Origin of the sequence: Halorubrum sp. BV1, assembly GCF_000746205.1 — an archaeon.
Lineage (GTDB): Archaea > Halobacteriota > Halobacteria > Halobacteriales > Haloferacaceae > Halorubrum.
Map to the genome: position 1 here is coordinate 518,453 of NZ_JQKV01000002.1, position 18,490 is coordinate 536,942.

The 18,490-nt window shown below is 68.1% G+C and carries 21 protein-coding genes; 8 read left to right on the forward strand and 13 right to left on the reverse strand.

Features of this window, described 5'->3' with window-relative positions:
* Entirely contained in the window at positions 1–1,500 is a 1,500-nt protein-coding gene (locus EP28_RS07195; protein ID WP_049983311.1) for a phytoene desaturase family protein, read from the reverse strand.
* A 124-nt stretch (positions 1,501–1,624) separates the two neighbouring features.
* Here EP28_RS07195 and EP28_RS07200 point away from each other — a divergent pair, with 124 nt between their 5' ends.
* On the forward strand, positions 1,625–2,350 hold the full coding sequence (locus EP28_RS07200) for an SDR family oxidoreductase (RefSeq protein WP_049983312.1): 726 nt from the start codon (positions 1,625–1,627) through the stop codon (positions 2,348–2,350).
* Positions 2,351–2,532: 182 nt separating this feature from the next.
* Here the strand turns inward: EP28_RS07200 and thiM are convergent, their stop codons facing one another.
* From thiM to EP28_RS07245, 9 genes are all read right to left on the reverse strand, one after another.
* Positions 2,533–3,378, reverse strand: coding sequence for a hydroxyethylthiazole kinase (thiM, locus tag EP28_RS07205; protein ID WP_049983313.1), 846 nt, complete (start codon positions 3,376–3,378; stop codon positions 2,533–2,535).
* Complete coding sequence (gene thiE, locus EP28_RS07210) at positions 3,368–4,006, reverse strand: thiamine phosphate synthase (protein ID WP_049983314.1); 639 nt, start codon at positions 4,004–4,006, stop codon at positions 3,368–3,370. Before thiE ends, thiM begins: the two co-directional genes overlap by 11 nt.
* An 89-nt stretch (positions 4,007–4,095) precedes the next feature.
* The gene (locus EP28_RS07215; protein WP_049983315.1) at positions 4,096–4,956 is read right to left on the reverse strand and encodes a mechanosensitive ion channel family protein; all 861 of its coding nucleotides are present in this window, start codon (positions 4,954–4,956) and stop codon (positions 4,096–4,098) included.
* 77 nt (positions 4,957–5,033) lie between these two features.
* Entirely contained in the window at positions 5,034–6,197 is a 1,164-nt protein-coding gene (gene cofG / locus EP28_RS07220; RefSeq protein ID WP_049983316.1) for a 7,8-didemethyl-8-hydroxy-5-deazariboflavin synthase subunit CofG, read from the reverse strand.
* 22 nt (positions 6,198–6,219) lie between these two features.
* The gene (gene cofC, locus EP28_RS07225; RefSeq protein WP_049983317.1) at positions 6,220–6,900 is read right to left on the reverse strand and encodes a 2-phospho-L-lactate guanylyltransferase; all 681 of its coding nucleotides are present in this window, start codon (positions 6,898–6,900) and stop codon (positions 6,220–6,222) included.
* Between the two features lie 13 nt (positions 6,901–6,913).
* Positions 6,914–8,092, reverse strand: a complete 1,179-nt coding sequence (locus EP28_RS07230) for a tubulin/FtsZ family protein (RefSeq protein ID WP_196219617.1) — start codon at positions 8,090–8,092, stop codon at positions 6,914–6,916.
* 153 nt (positions 8,093–8,245) lie between these two features.
* Positions 8,246–9,142, reverse strand: coding sequence for a complex I NDUFA9 subunit family protein (locus EP28_RS07235; RefSeq protein WP_049983318.1), 897 nt, complete (start codon positions 9,140–9,142; stop codon positions 8,246–8,248).
* A gap of 95 nt (positions 9,143–9,237) precedes the next feature.
* Positions 9,238–10,107: a universal stress protein gene (locus tag EP28_RS07240; RefSeq protein ID WP_049983319.1), complete on the reverse strand. Its 870-nt coding sequence runs from the start codon at positions 10,105–10,107 to the stop codon at positions 9,238–9,240.
* Positions 10,108–10,235: 128 nt separating this feature from the next.
* Positions 10,236–11,663: a hemolysin family protein gene (locus tag EP28_RS07245; RefSeq protein WP_049983320.1), complete on the reverse strand. Its 1,428-nt coding sequence runs from the start codon at positions 11,661–11,663 to the stop codon at positions 10,236–10,238.
* 134 nt (positions 11,664–11,797) lie between these two features.
* On the opposite strand from EP28_RS07245, the gene tmk reads away from it, so the two are divergent.
* Positions 11,798–12,391 carry a dTMP kinase gene (gene tmk / locus EP28_RS07250; RefSeq protein ID WP_049983321.1) on the forward strand — a complete coding sequence of 198 codons (594 nt, stop codon included), beginning with the start codon at positions 11,798–11,800 and terminating at the stop codon, positions 12,389–12,391.
* A 65-nt stretch (positions 12,392–12,456) separates the two neighbouring features.
* On the opposite strand, the gene EP28_RS07255 is transcribed toward tmk, so the two are convergent.
* Complete coding sequence (locus EP28_RS07255; protein WP_049983322.1) at positions 12,457–12,780, reverse strand: DUF7991 family protein; 324 nt, start codon at positions 12,778–12,780, stop codon at positions 12,457–12,459.
* Between the two features lie 237 nt (positions 12,781–13,017).
* Complete coding sequence (locus tag EP28_RS14665; protein ID WP_255358271.1) at positions 13,018–13,152, reverse strand: hypothetical protein; 135 nt, start codon at positions 13,150–13,152, stop codon at positions 13,018–13,020.
* A gap of 218 nt (positions 13,153–13,370) precedes the next feature.
* Between EP28_RS14665 and EP28_RS07260 the strand changes: the two genes are divergently transcribed.
* The 5 genes from EP28_RS07260 to EP28_RS07280 all read left to right on the forward strand — a co-directional run bounded on the left by EP28_RS07260 (position 13,371) and on the right by EP28_RS07280 (position 16,907).
* On the forward strand, positions 13,371–13,688 hold the full coding sequence (locus tag EP28_RS07260) for a PadR family transcriptional regulator (protein ID WP_049983323.1): 318 nt from the start codon (positions 13,371–13,373) through the stop codon (positions 13,686–13,688).
* A gap of 25 nt (positions 13,689–13,713) precedes the next feature.
* Positions 13,714–14,178, forward strand: coding sequence for a CopG family ribbon-helix-helix protein (locus EP28_RS07265; protein WP_049983324.1), 465 nt, complete (start codon positions 13,714–13,716; stop codon positions 14,176–14,178).
* A gap of 217 nt (positions 14,179–14,395) precedes the next feature.
* Positions 14,396–14,785 carry a ferredoxin Fer gene (gene fer, locus EP28_RS07270; RefSeq protein WP_049983325.1) on the forward strand — a complete coding sequence of 130 codons (390 nt, stop codon included), beginning with the start codon at positions 14,396–14,398 and terminating at the stop codon, positions 14,783–14,785.
* Between the two features lie 179 nt (positions 14,786–14,964).
* A complete protein-coding gene (locus EP28_RS07275; RefSeq protein ID WP_049983326.1) occupies positions 14,965–15,414 on the forward strand; it encodes a universal stress protein in 450 nt (149 codons plus the stop codon).
* Between the two features lie 113 nt (positions 15,415–15,527).
* Positions 15,528–16,907, forward strand: a complete 1,380-nt coding sequence (locus EP28_RS07280) for a DEAD/DEAH box helicase (RefSeq protein ID WP_049983327.1) — start codon at positions 15,528–15,530, stop codon at positions 16,905–16,907.
* 80 nt (positions 16,908–16,987) lie between these two features.
* Here the strand turns inward: EP28_RS07280 and udk are convergent, their stop codons facing one another.
* Positions 16,988–17,686: a uridine kinase gene (gene udk / locus EP28_RS07285; protein ID WP_049983328.1), complete on the reverse strand. Its 699-nt coding sequence runs from the start codon at positions 17,684–17,686 to the stop codon at positions 16,988–16,990.
* Positions 17,687–17,812: 126 nt separating this feature from the next.
* Here udk and EP28_RS07290 point away from each other — a divergent pair, with 126 nt between their 5' ends.
* Entirely contained in the window at positions 17,813–18,448 is a 636-nt protein-coding gene (locus EP28_RS07290; RefSeq protein WP_049983329.1) for a CBS domain-containing protein, read from the forward strand.
* Positions 18,449–18,490 lie beyond the last annotated feature (42 nt).

Genomic DNA, 18,490 nt, shown 5'->3' on the forward strand with positions numbered 1-18,490 from the left:
TCAGATCGAGTCCGAGATCGACTCCGCGGTCAGTTGGCCGCTGATGAGACACATCGGGACCCCGATCCCCGGCGTCGTCGTCGATCCGGTGAAGTAGAGCCCGTCGACCGTCTCGGAGCGGTGCGGCGGCCGGAGCAGCGAGGTCTGTCGCAGGGTGTGTGCAAGCCCGAGCGCGCTCCCCTGATAGCTGTTGTACCGGTCGGCGAAGTCGTCGACGCAGAACGTCTCCTCGAAGGCGATCCGGTCGCGCAGGTCGGTGTCGGTGTTCGCCGCGACGTCGTCTAACACGAGGTCGCGGTACTCCTCGCGAAGCTCGGGAGTGTCTTCTAACCCCGGCGCGATCGGCACGAGCGCGAAGAGGTTGCTGTGCCCGTCGGGCGCGACCGTATCGTCGGTCTTCGAAGGCACGCACAGGTAGTAAGCGGGGTCGTCCGGCCACGACGGGTCGTCGAATATCTGCGCGAAGTGCTCGTCCCAGTCCGTCGGCAACACGAGCGTATGGTGCGCGAGTTCGGGCACGTCCCCCTCGACGCCGAGATACAGGAGGAACGCGGAGGGGGCGTACGTCCGCGACTCCCAGTACGCCTCGCTGTACTGCCGTTTGTGTTTCGGGAGCAGCTCCTGCTCGGTGTGTGCGTAGTCGGCGTCGGAGACGACCAGATCCGCGAGGTGTCGGTCGCCGCCGACGGTGTCGACCGCGAACGCGCCCCGGCGACCCTCGATCCCCGTCACCTCGGCGTCGGTGACGTACTCCACGCCGAGGTCCGAGCCGAGTTCGACTATCCCGTCGACGACCGCGCCGATCCCGCCCTCCGGGTAGTAGACGCCCATGTTGTAATCGACGTGGCTCATCAGGTTGTACAGCGCCGGAGTGTTGTGCGGCGATCCGCCGAGGAAGACGAGCGTGTACTGCATCAGCTGCTGGAGCTTGGGGTGATCGAAGTAGCTCTCGACGTGTCCCTGCATCTTGCCTAAAAGCGAGAGTCCCCACGAGTACCGGAGCACGTCTTTGTCGACGTAGTCTCGCAGCCGCGGGCGGTCCTCGTACACGAAGTGCTCCATCCCGATCTCGTAGGTACGTTCCGCCTCCTCGAGATACGCGTCGAACGCCTCGCCCGCGCCGGGCTCGTACTCCTCGAACAGCTGCCTGTTCGCCGCTCGGTCCGGGAGCACGTCGACCCGATCTCCGTCCTTCCAGAACACGCGGTAGTGCGGGTCGAGCCGCTCCAGCTCATAGAACTCCGCCGGCGAGCGACCGAAGTGGCCGAAAAAGCGCTCGAAGACGTCCGGCATGAGGTACCACGACGGCCCCATGTCGAACCGGAAGCCGTCGGCTTCGAGCCGGCTCGCGCGGCCGCCGAGCTGTTCGGTCTTCTCTAAGAGGGTCACGTCCGCGCCGGCGTCGGCGAGGTAACACGCGGTCGAGAGGCCGCCGAATCCGCCGCCGATCACGACGACGGACTCGTCGGCCACGGCGTCGATATCCGGGGCCACGTCCATAGACAGTGGTACGCTCGGCCGAAGTATAAAGACCGGCCAGACGGGCGCGTCGCGGATCGACTTCGGCCTCGCCACCCGAACGAGTGAGTACGCCTAAGTCGCCGACGCCCCTATCGGTACCCACATGGATACGACGGTCGCGGTCACCGGCGCAACGAGCGGTATCGGGCGGGCGGTCGCCGAGGCGTTCGTCGACGCGGGCGCGTTCGTCGCCGTCTCCGGGCGCGACGGTGACGCGGTCGATCGGACTGTCGCGGCGCTGAACGGAACCGAGTCGACAGACGCAGAGGACGAGCGCGACCCCGCCGGCACCGCCTGGGGAGCCCGTGCCGACGTCCGCGACGAGTTCGACCTCGAACGCTTCTTCGAGCGAACCGCCCGCGAGGCGGGCGCGATCGACGTGGTGTTCGCGAACGCGGCAGTCCTCCACGGCGCGCCGGGCGAGAAACCGGTGGACGACCTGTCGTACGCCGACTACGACGACACGATGCGGACGAACGCCCGCGGCGTGTTCGCGACGATCAGGGAGGCGGTCCCGCACCTCGCTGCGGACGCCAGAGTCGTCGTCCCGTCGGGGTCCGTCGCGAACGACTCGACCCCGGGCATGGGCGCGTACGCGGTTTCGAAGGCCGCTGCCGAGGCGGTCGCGCGCGGGTTCGCGGCCGACCTCGACGCGACGGTCGGCGTCGTCGATCCGGGCCTCGTCGCCACCGACCTCACCGGCAAAGAGCGCGCTCGCGACCCCGAGAGCGTCGCGCCGCTGTTCGTCTGGGCCGCCACCGAGGCTCCCGCCGACGACCTTGACGGCGACCGACTTGGACTCCGCGAGTGGAAGGCCGCGACCCGCTAGCTTATCACCGGTGCCGCAGCCAGCCCGCTCGTGTCACCGCCAGTTGCCGCGCGGGGGAACGCGGGTGTGCGGTGCGGTCCCGCGCGGAGCGAACGGTCGTCGTGACCGTCCGCCGCACGCACCGCCTGTTCGCCCTCGCTGCCCGCCAGCCAAGCCGGTATCAGCACGTCGCCCTCAGCGCATCACACCCGTGACAAGCGAGACTCGACGTCGGCGTCGAGGGGGTCGTCCGCCAGCGACGCGACCGCGTCCATGAACGCTGTCCGATAGCTCGCCGGTCCGGCGGGCTCCGACGCGGCGGCACGCTCGCCGGCGAGCCCGTAGGCCGCACACGCGACGAGCGCGGCCTCCCGCGTCGAGGTGACCGGCGAGTCGGACGCGTCTGCCACCGCGGTCGTCGTTCCGAGCGTGCTCGCGAGCATGCAGCCCGACCCGACGAACGATCCCATTCGCTCGTGGCCGACCGCCAACTCGGAGGCCGCTCCGTCGTCAGCGACGACGTCGGTCGGACCGGACGCGACGACGACCGCTCCCGTCTCCGCGGCGAGCGCCCGCGCCGCCGAGGCGGCTCCGTCGCTCTCGCCGACCGATTCGACGCCTCTGACGGTCGCCTCCTCGCCCGCGAGTCCGCGGATCTCGCCGACGTTACCTTTGATCACGTCGAACGCGACCGCGTCGAGGAGTCGAGCGACCGATTCGACGCGGTGCGGAGTCGCCCCGTAGCCGACCGGATCGAGCACGACCGGGACGCCGTTCTCGTTCGCGCGGCTCCCGGCGTCGATCATAGCGTCGACGTCCGTCACGGAGGCCGTTCCCGTGTTGATCACGACCGCATCGGCACCGGCGGCCATGTCGCCCGCTTCCGCCGGGGCGTTGGCCATCACGGGAAGGCCTCCCCAGTGGAGCGTGACGTTCGCCGTCTCGCTCGTCGTCACCTCGTTGGTGAGATGGTGGACGAGCGGTGCCGACGTTCGGACGGCAGACAGCGTCGCGCGGACGCGTTCGGCGTCGATCGGATCACCGGGCATCGGCGATCACCTCGCCGAGCGCCGCGGTCGCGGCCGCCGGGTCGTCCGCGGCGGTGATCGCGGAGATAACCGCCGTTCCGGTCGCGCCCGCCTCGATCACGGGCCTCGCGTTGTTGGCGGTTATGCCGCCGATCCCGAAGACGGGGATGTCGACCGCGTCCGCGATCGCCGCCACCGACTCCGCCCCGATCCCGTCCTTCTGCTCGGGGACGTCCTTCGACACCGTTCCGTACACCGCGCCGACGCCGAGGTAGTCCGCGCCCGCCGCCTGCGCCGCCTCGGCCTCCGCGACCGTCGACGCCGAACAGCCGACGATGGCGTCGGAGCCGAGTTGCTCGCGGGCGACCTCGATCGGGAGATCCGACTGCCCGAGGTGGACGCCGTCTGCGTCGATCGCCGCCGCGAGGTCGATCCGGTCGTTGACGAGCAGCGGCACCGACGCCGCCGCCGTGAGCTCGCGGAGCCGCCGGCCGAGGTCGTATCTGTCGTGTGCCGACCGACCCTTCTCGCGGAGTTGCACGGCGTCGACGCCGCCGTCGATCGCCGCCTCGACTATCGCCTCGGTGTCGCGGCCGGCCGATCGACTCGATTGCGTCACGAGATACGTCCGCCACTCGGTGGGATTCATCGGTGGTACTTTCGAGTGGTGGCTGAAAAGTGATTCCGTCGGCGGCGAAGCGGCGGTCGGCACGCGGTTCGACCGCCGAACGATTCGCGCTACTCGTCGTCTGCGACCGCCTCGACGACTTCGACGCTACCGGTGAGCTGGCGGTGAACGTACGGCATGTCGATGCCGGCGTCGTCGAACGCCTCTTTCACCGCTGTGACGTACTCCGATCGCACGCGGACGAAGTCGCCGCGGTCGGGGTCGGCGATCCAGATCCGCGCCTGCAGTCCGACCGCCGAATCGCCCAGTTCGGTCAGGCGGACAGAGGGTGCGGGATCCGCAAGGATCTCGTCGTGTGCCGCCGCCTCGTCGACGATGATGTCCGTCGCCTCGTCGATATCGTCGTCGTAGCCGATACCGAAGACGAACTTCTGCCGAAGCGTCTCGTAGGCGACCGGGTTCGTGACCGCGTTGTTCGCGAGGTCGCCGTTCGGCACCGTGATCCGCTCGTTGTCGAACGTCCGGACCCGCGAGACGCGCAGGTCGATATCCTCGACGCGTCCGCTGTTGCCGTTCCACTCGATCCAGTCGCCGACCTCGAACGGCTTGTCCTTCAGGATGAACACGCCGGCGACGAAGTTGCCGATCAGATCTTGGGCGGCGAAGCCGACGGCGAGCGCGAGCGCGCCGCCGAAGACGGCAAACGCGGAGAGGAACGCGCCGTAGCCCGCGATCGTGAACCCGATCGCGACCGCGGCGACCCAGACGACCGCGTTCGCGACGCTCGAACCGAGGCTCAACACGGCCTCGTCGAACTCGCGGGAGCGGAGCGTCCGCTCGATCGCGGGAATCGCGACGACCTTACCGATCAGCAGCACGGCGAGGAAACCCGCGACGAACAGGAACGCCGTAAAGAGGATTTCGACGAGCGTCGCCGTCAATCCCGTCAGTCCGAACTGGAGTGGTACCATCACCCCCCTATTCGGAAGAGTATATAAAGAAGCTACTGGCTCCGCGGTTGTTTATTTTCGGTGTGCGCCGCCGGCGGTCAGTCGCTGCGGATCGCGAGCGGTCCGTCGCCGCGCGCGACGCCGCGGAGTCGGCGGCCGTGTACGTCGTCTCGATGAATTCGGGAACGGATCGCGGGAGGGAGCCAGTCGTCGCGGCCCGTCGGTTCGGGGGCGGGCTCGACTCCGGCGGGTCTGACGCCGTCCGGGAGATACGGGGGATGCGTCGGAAGGCGCTCGCGAAGCGGCATTCCCCCGGCGTCGGCCACCGCGCGAAGCCCGTCGAGGTCCGGCCACGCGTACTCGGGGTTGATGTAGTCGTCCGTGACCGGTGAGACGCCTCCCAGGTCGTCGATCCCGCAGTCGACGAGATCGGCCGCGGGCGAGAGGTTGGGTGGTACCTGCACGGAGACGGCCGGAGGAAGCGCCGCCCGCGCCATCGCGACGGCTCGGCGCATCGTCGACAGGTCCGGCTTGGGGAAGTCCGAGCGCTCGTTCGGCACGACGTTCTGTACTATCACCTCCTGTACGTGGCCGTGTCGTTCGTGGAGCTCGCGAATGGCGAGCAGGCTCTCCGCGCGATCTCGCCAGTCCTCACCGATGCCGACGAGAATCCCCGTGGTGAACGGAACGCCCTGCCGGCCCGCCGCGCGGATGGTGTTGAGCCGCTGTCCTGGCGTCTTTCGGCGGCCGCCGCTGTGCGCGTCGACGTCGGCCGTCGTCTCCAGCATGACGCCCATGGAGGCGTTCACCGCGCGCAGATCGGCGAACTGCGCCTCCGTGAGATCCCCGGGATTCGAGTGCGGGAGGAGTCCTTCCTCCAAGGCGATCTCGCAGGCGCGGTAGAGGTAGTCGTGGACCGAGTCGAACCCCCACTCGTCCAACTGCTCGTGGATCTCCGTGTATCGGCTGTCCGGGTCGTCGCCAAAAGTGAAAAGCGCCTCCGTGCACCCGGCGTCAGCGCCCACACGACACCGCTCGCGAACATCCTCGGGGGACAGAAGCGACGCCTCGCCGGGCACGTCGTAGTAGGTGCAGTAGGTGCAGGTGTATCGACACGCGGTCGTCAGGGGCACGAACACGTTCCGGGCGAAGGTGAGCCGCTCGGCGGGATCAACGTCGGCCGGCGACACCGACAGCAGCCGCTCGACGCGGGCCGAGTCGGGCGATATGTCGATGTTGTACTCGTCTGCCGCCGTGAACACAGCCGTGAGTCGCGCTCGGGGCTCAAAAAGGATCGCGGTCCCGGATCGACGCGTCGTTCCCGTCTTCGACGCGCGCGACGCCGACTCGTCCGCCGTCGTCGGCGAGGTCGATCCCGGCGTCGCGGAGCCACGCAGCGGCCGCGCCGTCGCCGTGGATCAGCACCTCCGCCAGGTCCGCGGGCTCGTCTATGTCGGTCGCCAACCGATGGGAGTCTATCACGCCGACGGTGGCGTCGACCTCGTCCGCGATCCGTCGGTGGTCGCGGTAGGACGCACCGTGGTAGTCGACGCGAAACTCGTCGTGATCGACCGCGAGCGCGTTCGTCCCGCCTCCCCGACCGGGAGCTATCGAGACGTCCACAGACCGCTCGACCGCGTCGAACAGGTCGCCGAGCGCGGACGGGGTCGCGATAGCGAGGTCGGCCATGACGATCCCGACCGGCCTGTCGGCGGCCGCGCGCCGGTCCGACAGCGCCGCGTTCACCGCGCGCGTCAGCGGCCGGTCGTCGATCTCGACCGGGCAGTCGATCGCGGGGTCGATCGGTCCGGTCGCGAGGACGCGCGGGTCGCCCCCGGCCGCGACGACCGTGTCGAGCACGTCCGCAAGCATGGTCCGGGCGAACGCCGCGCGCTCGGCCGAATCGAGGATTGCAGAGAGTCGGGACTTCGGGCGGTCGGTCGAAAACGGTACGAGGACCTCCATCGGAGAGGTCGCCTCAGAACAGCGATTCCAGCTCGTCGCTGCCGTCGCTGACGAGTTCGTCGAGGTTCTCCTCACTCTCCTCGCGGATCTCGTCTAAGTTGTCTTGCGCCTCGATGGCGACCTGCTGAAGCTCCTTGATCCGCGGGACGTTCGTGACGCCCGCGAGCAGGATGACGGTCGCGACGAAGCCGGCACCGCGGTACGGGTAGTCGCCGCCGCGGACCTCCATCGAGCCGGTCTGCTCTTCGAGCCACTTGCGACCGCGTTCTATTCCCTTCCGGTTGAGGTACTCCGGCGGCCCGGCGAGCACGAGCAGCGCGCGCTCCGCGCCCTCGATCTCACAGGGGAGCGTGAGCCGTCCCAGAGCGGCCTTGCGGACGAGGCTCGTGATCCGGTTGGTGGTGTGTGCGCTGTCGAGTTCGTCCTCGTCGTCGTCGTTGCGGAGCCGAGAGAGCAATCCGCCGGAGCTTCGCTCCTCGACCTCCTCTTCCGCGTACCCGACGGTCGAGACGCCGCCGCCGGAGAGCGTGTTGATGATCTCAGAGGAGTCGACGACGCTCTCTGCGACCTCCTGACCCTGCTGGATCTCGCCCGCGCCGAACAGAATGCCGAACCGTCGGACGATCTCTTCGTTGATCTCGGAGTAGCCGCCCTGAACGGACTCGCCGGTCTGCCGCCACGCGTCGTTGTCGAACACCATCAGGTTGTCCACCTCGCGGACGAACGTCTGGAACGACCGGGCGGCGTTGAGCGTGTAGATACCTCCCTCGTCGCTGCCCGGCAAGATGCCGAGCCCGTAGACGGGCTCCGTGTAGATCCGCTTGAGGTGTTTCGCGAGCACCGGCGCGCCGCCAGAGCCCGTCCCACCGCCGAGTCCGGCGACGACCAGGAACGCGTCGACCTCGTGGACCGGGATCGAATCGATCGCGCCCTGTACCTCGTCGATGTCCTCCTCGGCTATCTCCGCGCCGAGTTCGTTGTCTGCGCCGACTCCGTGGCCCTTCACGCGGGACTGTCCGATGAGTACCCGCTGGTCCTCGGTGATGTGCTCAAGTCCCATCAGGTCCGCCTTGGCCGTGTTGACGGCCGCGGCCGCGCGAACGATCTCCGAGCCCGTTCGCTTATCGTACTCCAAGAACTTGTCGACGACTTTCCCCCCCGCCTGTCCGAATCCGATCATTGCAAGTTTCATCGTGTGCTCTCTCGGCCTTTGGCAATAACAGACTGTGAACTCGTATTTAAGCCTTCGGTTGACGTTACCAGCCCTGAGATCAGTGCCCGCGAGCGAGGCAGACGCTCTCGGCTCGTTTCAACCGTTTCGACGGCGCAAAGCACCTGCGCCATGTTATTCGACACCGAGGTACTCGGCGAGCGTCGTCAGTTCGTCGGCGTCGACCCCGAACGCACCGGCGTCGTTGTCGGCGGTCGTGTTGTCGAACTGTAACGATCGGTACTGGTCAGCGCCCATCGGGAAGCCCGGCACCGCGCCGAGCACCGAGAGCCCGATCTTCGCAAGCGGCATCGGCAGCGGAACGATCGTGACCCCCTTCTGTTCGGCTTCGTATACGAGGTCGGTCACCTCGCGCAGCGTCAGCCGTTCCGGGCCGCCGACCTCGTAGATCTCGCCGACGTGGTCGTCCGCCTCAAGCGACGCGACGAGCATGGGGACGAGGTCCGCGACGTGGATTGGCTGGAACCGGGTCCTCCCGCCACCGGGCAGGGGGTAAAGGGGGACGCCGGGCGCGAACATTCCCTTCAGTCGCTTGGTGAACGAGACGAACTCGCCGCCGTCGCCGAAGACGACCGACGGACGGAATATCGTGTAGTCGAGGTCGCTGTCGCGGACGATCGCCTCGGCCTCACCCTTCGCGCGGATGTAGGCGGTCGTCCCGTTCGGGTCGGCACCGAGCGCGCTCAGCTGGACGAACCGGTCGACGCCACCCTCCTCTGCGGCCCGCACGAGGTTCTCGGTGCCGCCGCGGTGGATCCGGTCGTGCATCACGTTTCCCCCCTTCGGCTCGAAAAGCGGCGAGAGCGCGACGAGGTTCACGACCGCGTCCTGCCCGTCGACCGCGTCGACGATCGAGTCATAGTCGGTGACGTTGCCGACGGCAGCGGTGACGTCATCAGGCGTGTCGTCGGCCGACCGCGAGAGAGCCGTCACCTCGTGACCCCCGTCAGCGAGCGCGCGGCAGAGGTGCGATCCGATGAACCCAGTTCCGCCGGCTACCAACACTTTCATACGATTCGTGAGGGGCGGAAGCCCCGTAAACCTACCGCGGAGTCGACGAGTTCGTCACGGCCGGACGAGGAGTGATCGGCGGGGGTGGTCGGCCGCTAGGGAGCGCGATCCGGTCCCGGAACGGTCAACACCGGCACGGGCGCGGTCCGGACGGTGCGCTCTGCGACGCTCCCGAGCAAGAACCGCTCGACGCCCGTCCGTCCGCGCGTCCCAAGCGCGACGAGGTCGACGTCGTGATCGGCGATGTACGACCGGATTCCCCCGGCGGCCGACGCGGCGACTTCGACGGCCTCCACCGTCTCGACGCCCTCGACCGCGGCGGCGTCGGCCGCCGCCGCGACGGTCTCCTCCGCGTCGTCGATCAGCGCGCCGACGCCCGAGTACGCCTCGTTCCCGACGGCTCCGACGTCGACGACGGACAGCGCGTGGACCGTCGCTCCGGCCGTGGCCGCGAGCGCCGCGGCGCGCTCGACCGCGACGTCGGCGTGATCGCTGCCGTCCGTCGCGACGAGGACGTTTCGGTACGGGTACCGCATCGTCGCGTCTCCGGGACGGGCGGTCAACACCGGCACGCTCGACCGCCTGAGAACCCGTTCGGTGGTGCTGCCGAGCAGCAGGCGGTCGAGCCCCGTGCGCCCCTGCGTGGACATCGCGATCAGATCGATATCGCGATCGGCCGCGTACGTGGCGATGGTTTCGTCGACGCCGCCCTGAACGACGTCGGTCACCACCGAGACGCCGCGGTCGGCGGCGCGGTCGGCGAGGCCGGAGACGATCGACTCGCCTTCGCGTTCGAGCACGTCGACGACCTCCCCGCCGACCCGCGTGACGCTGTCGTGGGTCGTGTCGGCGACGTTGAGCGCGTGAACGGTCGCGGCGTGGTCGGCCGCGAGATCGAGGACGTGCTCGAAGACCTCGGTCGCGCCGTCGCTCCCGTCCGTCGGAAAGAGGATCCGATCTGTCATGTGGGCACCCTCATCGCGTGCGAACAAAAACCCACCTCGGATTCGCGACCACGGACGGCGTGACCGTCCGTGCCGTCGCCGTCGCCGCCGTCGGCGTCGCGTTCCCGGAATCTCTCGCACCACCGACGTCAGTCGCCGCTCTCGGAACCGTCCGCGTCGCCGCTCTCAGAATCGTCCGCGTCGCCGCTCTCGGAATCGTCCGCGTCGTCGCTCTCGGAATCGTCCGCGTCTGTCGACCCTCCCGCGGCGTCCGCCCGGATCACCCGAACGGTCGAGATGCGGGCACCGTCGACCGCCGTGACCTCGAAGCCGTATCCGGCGATAGAGACGGAATCGCCCGGATCCGGCGTGCGGCCGAGACGGTCCAACACGAGCCCCGCGAGCGTCTCGTAGCCGTTTCCGTCGAAGTCGGTGCCGAGCGTCTCGTTGACGACCGATAGGGAGACGGAGCCGTCGGCCTCGTACGTTCCCTCGGCTTCCTTCCGAATGGTGTGATCGCCGCGGTCGGCGTCGAACTCGTCGCGGAGGTCGCCGACGAGCGCCTCGACGGCGTCCTCGACGGTGGCGATCCCCTCGAAAGCCCCCCACTCGTCGACGACGGCGGCCATCTGGCGGTGCTCGGCGCGGAACTGGACGAGGAGGTCGGAGAGCGACGTCGTCTCCGGCACGACGATCACGTCTCGCACGAGGTCGCCGGCGGTGACCGACTCGTCGCCGGTCTCTGCGGCGCGCAACAGGTCTTTCACGTCGAGAAAGCCGACCACGCGGTCGGCGTCCTCGTCGGCCACGACCGGGTAGCGCGTATGACCGGCGTCGAGCGCGATCGTCCGGATCGCGTCGAGGTCGGCGTCGGCCGGCACGCTCACCACGTCGGGGCGGGGGACCATCACCTCGCGGACGACCGTGTCGTCGAGTTCGAACACCCGCTCGACCATCTCGACTTCCGCGTTGGCGACGTGACCGGCCTCGCCGGAGCGCGCCAGCACGCGCCGGAGCTCGCGCTCTTCGAGCGTCTCGTCGGTCTCGGACGCGGGCGGGACACCGATGGCCCGCGTGAACCAGTTCGCGGCTCCGTTGAACACGACGATCCCGGGCGCGAACAGGTAGTAAGAGAGCTTCATCGGCGGGGCCAAAAGCAGCGCGACCCGCTCCGCCTGCGCGATGGCGATCGTCTTCGGCGCGAGCTCGCCGAACACAACGTGAAGGAAGGTGATGACGCCGAACCCGACCCCGAACGCGACGAGGTGGACGAGGCCCTCGGGGAGCAGCGGGCCGAGCACGGGCTCGAGGAGCGCGGCGACCGCGGGCTCGCCTATCCACCCGAGTCCGAGCGACGCGATCGTGATCCCGAGCTGCGTCGCCGCGAGGTAGTCGTCGAGGCTCGCCACGACGTCCTGTAGCGCGCCGGACCCGGCGCGGCCCTCCTCGACGAGCTGTTCGACCGAGGTGGAGCGGACGCGGACGAACGCGAACTCGCTCGCGACGAAGAAACCGTTCAACACCACCAACACGAGCGCAGCGACCACGCGGGTGACTGAGACGGCGACGGCTACCATCGGTGCCTCCGTGTCGGCTGCGCCCCGGGAGAGTCGCTGACCATGCCGTCGGTTCGCCGCCGGTATACTAAAAAGGACGACGTCGTCCCTCCGAAACCCCGATCGTTTATTCCCCGGCGCGTCCGAGCGCGACCATGCTTATCACGCTTGAGGGGATCGACGGGAGCGGCAAGACGACCGCGTGGGAGGCGCTTCGCGACCGCTTCCCCGACGCGACGTTCACCCGCGAGCCGACCGATAGCTGGTACGGCGACGCGGTCTACCGGTCGATCGAGGCCGACGACGCCGACCCGCTCGCGGAGCTGTTCCTCTACACGGCGGACCACGCGGACCACCTCTCTCGGACGATCGAGCCCGCGCTCGCGGACGGCGACCTCGTGATCTCCGACCGGTACTCCGACTCGCGGTTCGCGTATCAGGCGGCGACGCTCGCCGCGAGCGACGTCGACATCGACCGACCGCTCGCGTACATTCGCGACGTTCACGACCCGTTCTCGCGGCCGCCGGACGCGACGATATACCTCGACCTCGACGCGCGGACCGCGGCCGAGCGCTCCGGACGGACGAACAAGTTCGAACAGGACGGCTATCTCGCCGCAGTCCGTGAGAACTACGAACGACTGATCGACGCCGAGCCGGACCGATTCCACCGCGTCGACGCGACCGCGTCGCCGTCAGCGGTCAGCGACCGAGTCTGTAACATCGTCAGGGACCTCACGAACTCGTAGCGGTTCGTCCGATGACAGCCGAGCCTCCGTCCTCGGATGGCCGGGGCTCCCGGTCCGTCGCGTCGTCATCGGGTGTCCGGGAGTTCGTACTCTTCCGGCGACGGGACGTACAGGTAGTCGATGGCCACGCCGAGCACGAGAGGGAGCACGATGAGCAGCCCGAAAACGATGGTCGGGCTACCCAGATCGAGGCCGATACCGACGTTGAGCACGCCAGTGAAAAACAGCGTAGAGACGAAAAGCAGTATCGGCGTCAAGACGACCGTGTAGACGACCGATCCCCACCCGGTCGACAAGCGGAGACGGAAGAACCGAGTTGTCACCCCGGCGAGCAGGACGTGGAATCCGACGAGCGCGATGAGGGTGAGGAACCCGACGAGCGCGAGCATACCCCAGATAGGAGTTCCGTACATTTCCCCCTATCGCCCGGCGGGTGGCACCGATCCGACCGGCGGGCGACTGACATCGAGCCGGGTCGGTCTCGGAGTCGGCCTGTTGTGCGATCACCTGTGTGCGATCACCGTGCCGCGCGCCGCGGTCGCACGACCCGGTAGAGGTGAGGCCGGTCCGAGGGGCGGGGTCGGTCCGAGGGGCGAGGCCGGTTCGAGGGGCGAGGCCGGTCCGCGTTACGACCCGGCGACCGATCGGACCCGCTCTTTGCCACACTTGGCACAGGACTCGACGACTTCGTCCGGATCGATGACGACCGCACGGCGCTCGTACCGGTGACGACAGATCGCCCGTTCGATCGTGGTGCGCATACGATCCCCACGAGTAGGCGACTAATGAAACTTCTGTTACTACACCTTTCAGGGTATTTCACGGTCTAAACAACTAATATGGCCCCATTTTATTGAAAACAGAACTCATGATCCGAGAGATACTGTGTCGTTCGTTTGGGTATATTGAGCCATGCTGGCCGGTGACAGCGTCGGTTGTCGACCGAAACGGTCGAGGGGAACCGCGCGAAACGCGGCCCATGACGAAGTGGCTCCACAGCGGTCGTCGCCGCGACCTGTGTGCCCTGCTGTACGACGCCGGGGAGTTGCGGGCGCAGTCGCTGAAGAGTCGGCTCGAATCGCACTACGACGCTCGGATCGATCCCGGATCCTTCTACGGGACGCTGACGTCGCTCGTCGAGGCCGGCTTCCTCGACCGCCACAGAGAGGGGATCGCGGACGTGTACGCGCTCACCGACGCCGGCGAGCGCGCGCTCCTCGATCACTACGAGTGGCTCACCGAACGGGTCGACGGCGGACGAACGACGGCGGGCGGCGAGTCGAACCTCAAACGTTAATAACATCTGTGCAGTCGATTATTATATGACGGTCGTCAGCGTCTCGATGCCGGAGGAGCTACTGGAGCGGATAGACGGGTTCGCAGACGAGCACGGCTACACCGGCCGCAGCGAGGTCGTCCGCGAGGCGTCTCGGAGCCTCCTCGGCGAGTTCGAAGACGAACGGCTAGACGGCCGAGACCTGATGGGCGTGGTGACCGTGCTGTTCGACTACGAGACGACGAGCGTCGAAGAGCGGATGATGCGGCTCCGACACGAACACGAGGGGATCGTGGCGTCGAACTTCCACAGCCACGTCGGGTCCCGCTACTGCATGGAGCTTTTCGTGCTCGAAGGGAGCCTCGACGAGATCTCGGCGTTCGTCGGGAAGGTCCGCGCGACGAAGGACACCCTCACTGTCGATTACAGCGTGACCCCTGTCGACGAGTTCGACGCCGACGAGGGAGCGCCGAGCGACGACGCCTCGGGGGGTGGCGACGCCGACCAGTGACTCGTCCGTCGGTCGTCGTCGCGTGTCCGAGACGGCCGGCTGCCGCTGCGGCCGCTGCGGCCGCGTCGAGCGGAACTGCGTGCGCGTACTGCTCGGGTTCGGGTGAGAGACGGCCGAACGCGGCTGGCTCGGTCTCGTCTCTCTCCGGGGGCTGGATTTTCGCGCAGAACACGCTGAACAGCAAAGCCTAATGAGGTGGGCATCAAACCGCCAGATGATGCCCACAGTAGAATACCTCAACTACGAAGTGCTCGACGACCAGGGTTGGTCGATGGACGACGACGACCTCTTCGAAAAGGCCGCAGACGCCGGCCTCGACGCCGAAGACTACGGCTCCCTCGACGTCAACCAGGGCGAGTACATTCTCGAATCGGCCGAGGCGCAGGGCTACGACTGGCCCTTCTCGTGTCGCGCCGGTGCGTGTGCGAACTGCGCGTCCATCGTCAAGGAAGGCGACATCGAGATGGACATGCAACAGATCCTCTCCGACGAGGAGGTCGAAGAGAAGAACGTCCGCCTGACCTGCATTGGCAGCCCGGCGACCGACGAGGTCAAGATCGTCTACAACGCGAAACACCTCGATTACCTGCAGAACCGCGTCATCTGAAGTAATCCGACGCGGGGCGAACGATTCGACCACCACTCGGGCCAACCGCTCGACCACCGCTCGATCTTATTTGAACGACCGCAGACGCGTCAGCGGTGCACATCCGAACGCGTCTCGTCTCCGTGCAGGCCGTGAGAACCGCCGACCGATTTATTCTCCGGGGTGTCGAATCTCCAGCTATGTACGATCGAATACTGCTCCCGACGGACGGAAGCGAAGGTGTCGACCGCGCGATCGACCACGCGATCGACGCCGCGAATCGGTACGACGCGACCCTTCACGTGCTGTACGTCGTCGACAGCGGCGTCGTCAACGCGTACTCCGGCGACGAGTTCGTCGACGGCGCGGAAGGTGCCGAAGCGACGCTCGAAGAGCGCGGCCGCACGGCGCTCGAATCGGTGGCCGACCACGCCGCAGACGCCGGGGTCGAGGCCGTCACCGACCTCGTGTACGGGGACCCGCACGAGGAGATCCTCCGGTACATCGAGGGGAACGAGATCGACCTGACGGTGATGGGCTCGAAGACGCGGTCGGGGAGCTACCGGCGGATGCTCGGGTCGGTCACAGAGCGCGTCTCGCGGCAGTCGACCGCGCCCGTGAGCATCGTGAAGACGACCATCTCGAAGTAGGGCGACTAGCCGAGCCGATCCGGTTGCGTTCCGCGCTCGGAGGCGCGACGCGGGCGGCAGTCGGCCGAACCCCGAACGGTGCGCCTTTGTGAGTCGGACGGTAACACTCGCCGATGACCGTCCGGCTCACCTACGAGGACGGGACGATCCGGGTCGACGCGGGCGCGGAGGCGACCGAGCCGCTTCCCCCGCTTCCCGGCGTCGAGGCCGATCCGCGGTCAGAGACGGGCCGCGCGCCCGCGTACCGCTACGCCGCGATCCGACGCGCGCTGGCGGTGGCAGGCGTCCCCGTCGACGACCGCGTGCTCGACGCGAGCGATCGCGCCGCCGACGCGGTCGGCCTCGGCGACGGCCTCGCGACCGACTACGACCTCCGCGAGTATCAGCGCGAGGCGCTCGACGCGTGGCACGAGGCGGGCAACCGCGGCGTGCTCGAACTCCCGACCGGCGCGGGCAAGACCGTGATCGCGATCCGCGCGATGGTCGACCTCGGCGTCCCGACGCTGGTCGTGGTCCCGACTGTCGACCTCCTCGACCAGTGGCAGCGGGAGCTGGAGGCGGAGTTCGACGTGCCGATCGGCCGGTTCGGGGGCGGCGAACAGCGTCGCGAGGCGATCACGGTGTCGACGTACGACTCCGCGTACCTGAAAGCCGAGGACGTGGGCGACGCCTTCGAGTTCGTCGTCTTCGACGAGGTCCACCACCTCGGCGGCGAGGGGTACCGCGACGTTGCGCGGCTGTTCGCCGCACCCGCGCGGCTCGGGCTCACGGCGACGTTCGAGCGTCCGGACGACGCTCACGAGGTCGTCGGAGAGCTACTCGGCGACCGCGTGTACGGACTCGACGTCGACGACCTCGCCGGGGAACACCTCGCACCCTACGACATCCGTCGGATCGAAGTCGAGTTGACGCCCGAGGAACGCCAGCGCTACGACGAGAGACAGGGCACGTTCGTCGAGTACGTCCGTGACGCCGGCATCACGTTCACGAGCGGGAGCGACTATCGGGAGCTCGTCAAGCGCTCGGGCAACGACCCGGCTGCCCGCGAGGCCCTGTTAGCGAAACAGGACGCTCGCGCGATCATGATGAACGCGACGCGGAAAGTCGAGCGACTCGGGGCGATCCTCGACCGGCACCGCGACGACCGCGTGATCGTGTTCACCGCACACACCGATCTCGTCTACCGGCTCTCAGAGCGGTTCCTCCTCCCCGCGATCACCGCCGAGACGAGCGCGGCGGAGCGCCGCGAGACGCTAGAGCGGTTCCGTGAGGGGACCTACAGCCGAGTCGTCGCGGCCAACGTGCTCGACGAGGGCGTCGACGTGCCCGACGCGAACGTCGCCGTCGTCCTCTCGGGGTCGGGCAGCGAGCGGGAGTTCACCCAGCGGCTCGGGCGCGTCCTGCGGCCGAAAGACGACGGGGGGCGGGCGACGCTTTATGAGGTCGTCAGCGCGGAGACCGCAGAAGAGCGGGTGGCGAACCGGCGGCGGTAGGCGGCCGCGAAAGCGGGGGAGGCGAGGAGCTGAGCGGTGAGACGAAACGCGACGACAGGTCGAGCCGCGTCGACTGAGACTCACTCGTCGCCGTCGAGGTCCGCAGAGCGCGTCTCACCCAGCGCCGATTCGAGGCTCCCGCGTTCCCAGCCGCTTCCCGACTCGCCACCGACTTCCGCGCGGAGCTTCTCTTCTAAGAGGTTCACCGCGACGCTGTTCGCCCCTTCGGGTATGATCAGGTCGGCGTGTTTCTTCGACGGTTCGATGAACTGCTCGTGCATCGGTTTCACCGTCGAGAGGTACTGTTCGATGACGCCCTCTAAGTCGCGGCCGCGGTCGATCACGTCTCGTCGGATCCGCCGGAGGATACGCACGTCGGCGTCGGTCTCGACGAACAGCCGGAGGTCCATCAGCTCGTTTATCTCCTCGTCGTACAGCGCGAGGATCCCTTCGAGCACGATCACGTCGGTCGGATCGACCGTGACGGTGTCGGCTTTCCGGTTGTGGGTCTCGAAGTCGTACTGCGGCATCTCGACGGGGCGTCCGTCAAGCAGCGTTTCGAGGTGCTCGCTGAGGAGGTCCCACTCGAACGCCGAGGGGTGATCGTAGTTGACGGACTGGCGCTCCTCGAAATCGAGGTGCGTGAGGTCTTCGTAGTAGTTGTCGAGCGGGATGCGGGTGACGTCGTCGCCGAGGTCGCGGGTGACGAGCCGGGCGACCGTCGTCTTGCCCGCGCCCGTCCCCCCAGCGATCCCGATCACGAACGAAGGCACGGTCATGTCCGCGATCGGACGGGGGCGGGTTTGAAGCCTCCTTTTTCGAGGCCCTAACCCCCAGGCTACGCGGGGGAGTCGTATAATCGTACCGGGGGCAGTTTTTAGCCGATCGGGGGTGAGCCACGAAGTATGCGAACAGACACCACGGTTCGAGACGTGATGCACCGAGAGTTCCTCGGGGCGAGCGAGTCCGACTCGCTCGCGGCGACGGCCGACCTCATGGTCTCCGAGGAGACTGACTGTCTCGTCGTGGTCCGCGGGGGCAGACCGGTCGGTCGGCTCGCGTGCCGCGAGGCGCTCGGCGTGCTGCTCGACGCGGAGTCGGCGGATTCAGACGCGGAGGGGGCCGTAGAGCGGACCGTCGGGTCCGCGATGGGACCGCCGCTGCCGACCGTCGCGCCGGACGACGCGCTCGCGGCTGTCGAGGAGCGCCTCGTCGCCGAGGGCGTCGATCGCGTCGTGGCGGTCGAGGAGGACGAGGCGGTCGGCGTCGTCACCGCCGGCGACGTCCTCGCCGCGAGGCCGCCTCGAAGCGGCGACGGCGTGCGGGGCGGCGCGTTCGACGAGCAGCCGGCGGACGGGCCGCGTCGAACGCGGACGCAGTCTACGAACGCGGACGGCGGGACCGACCCCGCCGTGGACGCGTCGACGACCGACGCCGACGGGTCGCCGACGCAGGGCGTGTGCGAGGCCTGCGGCGCGCTCGTTCCGGACCTCGTCACCGCCAACGGACAGGCGGTCTGTCCGGAGTGTCGGGAGGCGTGAGCGGTCCAGAACGAGCACGCCGCGTCCCCCGGCGATAGGCTC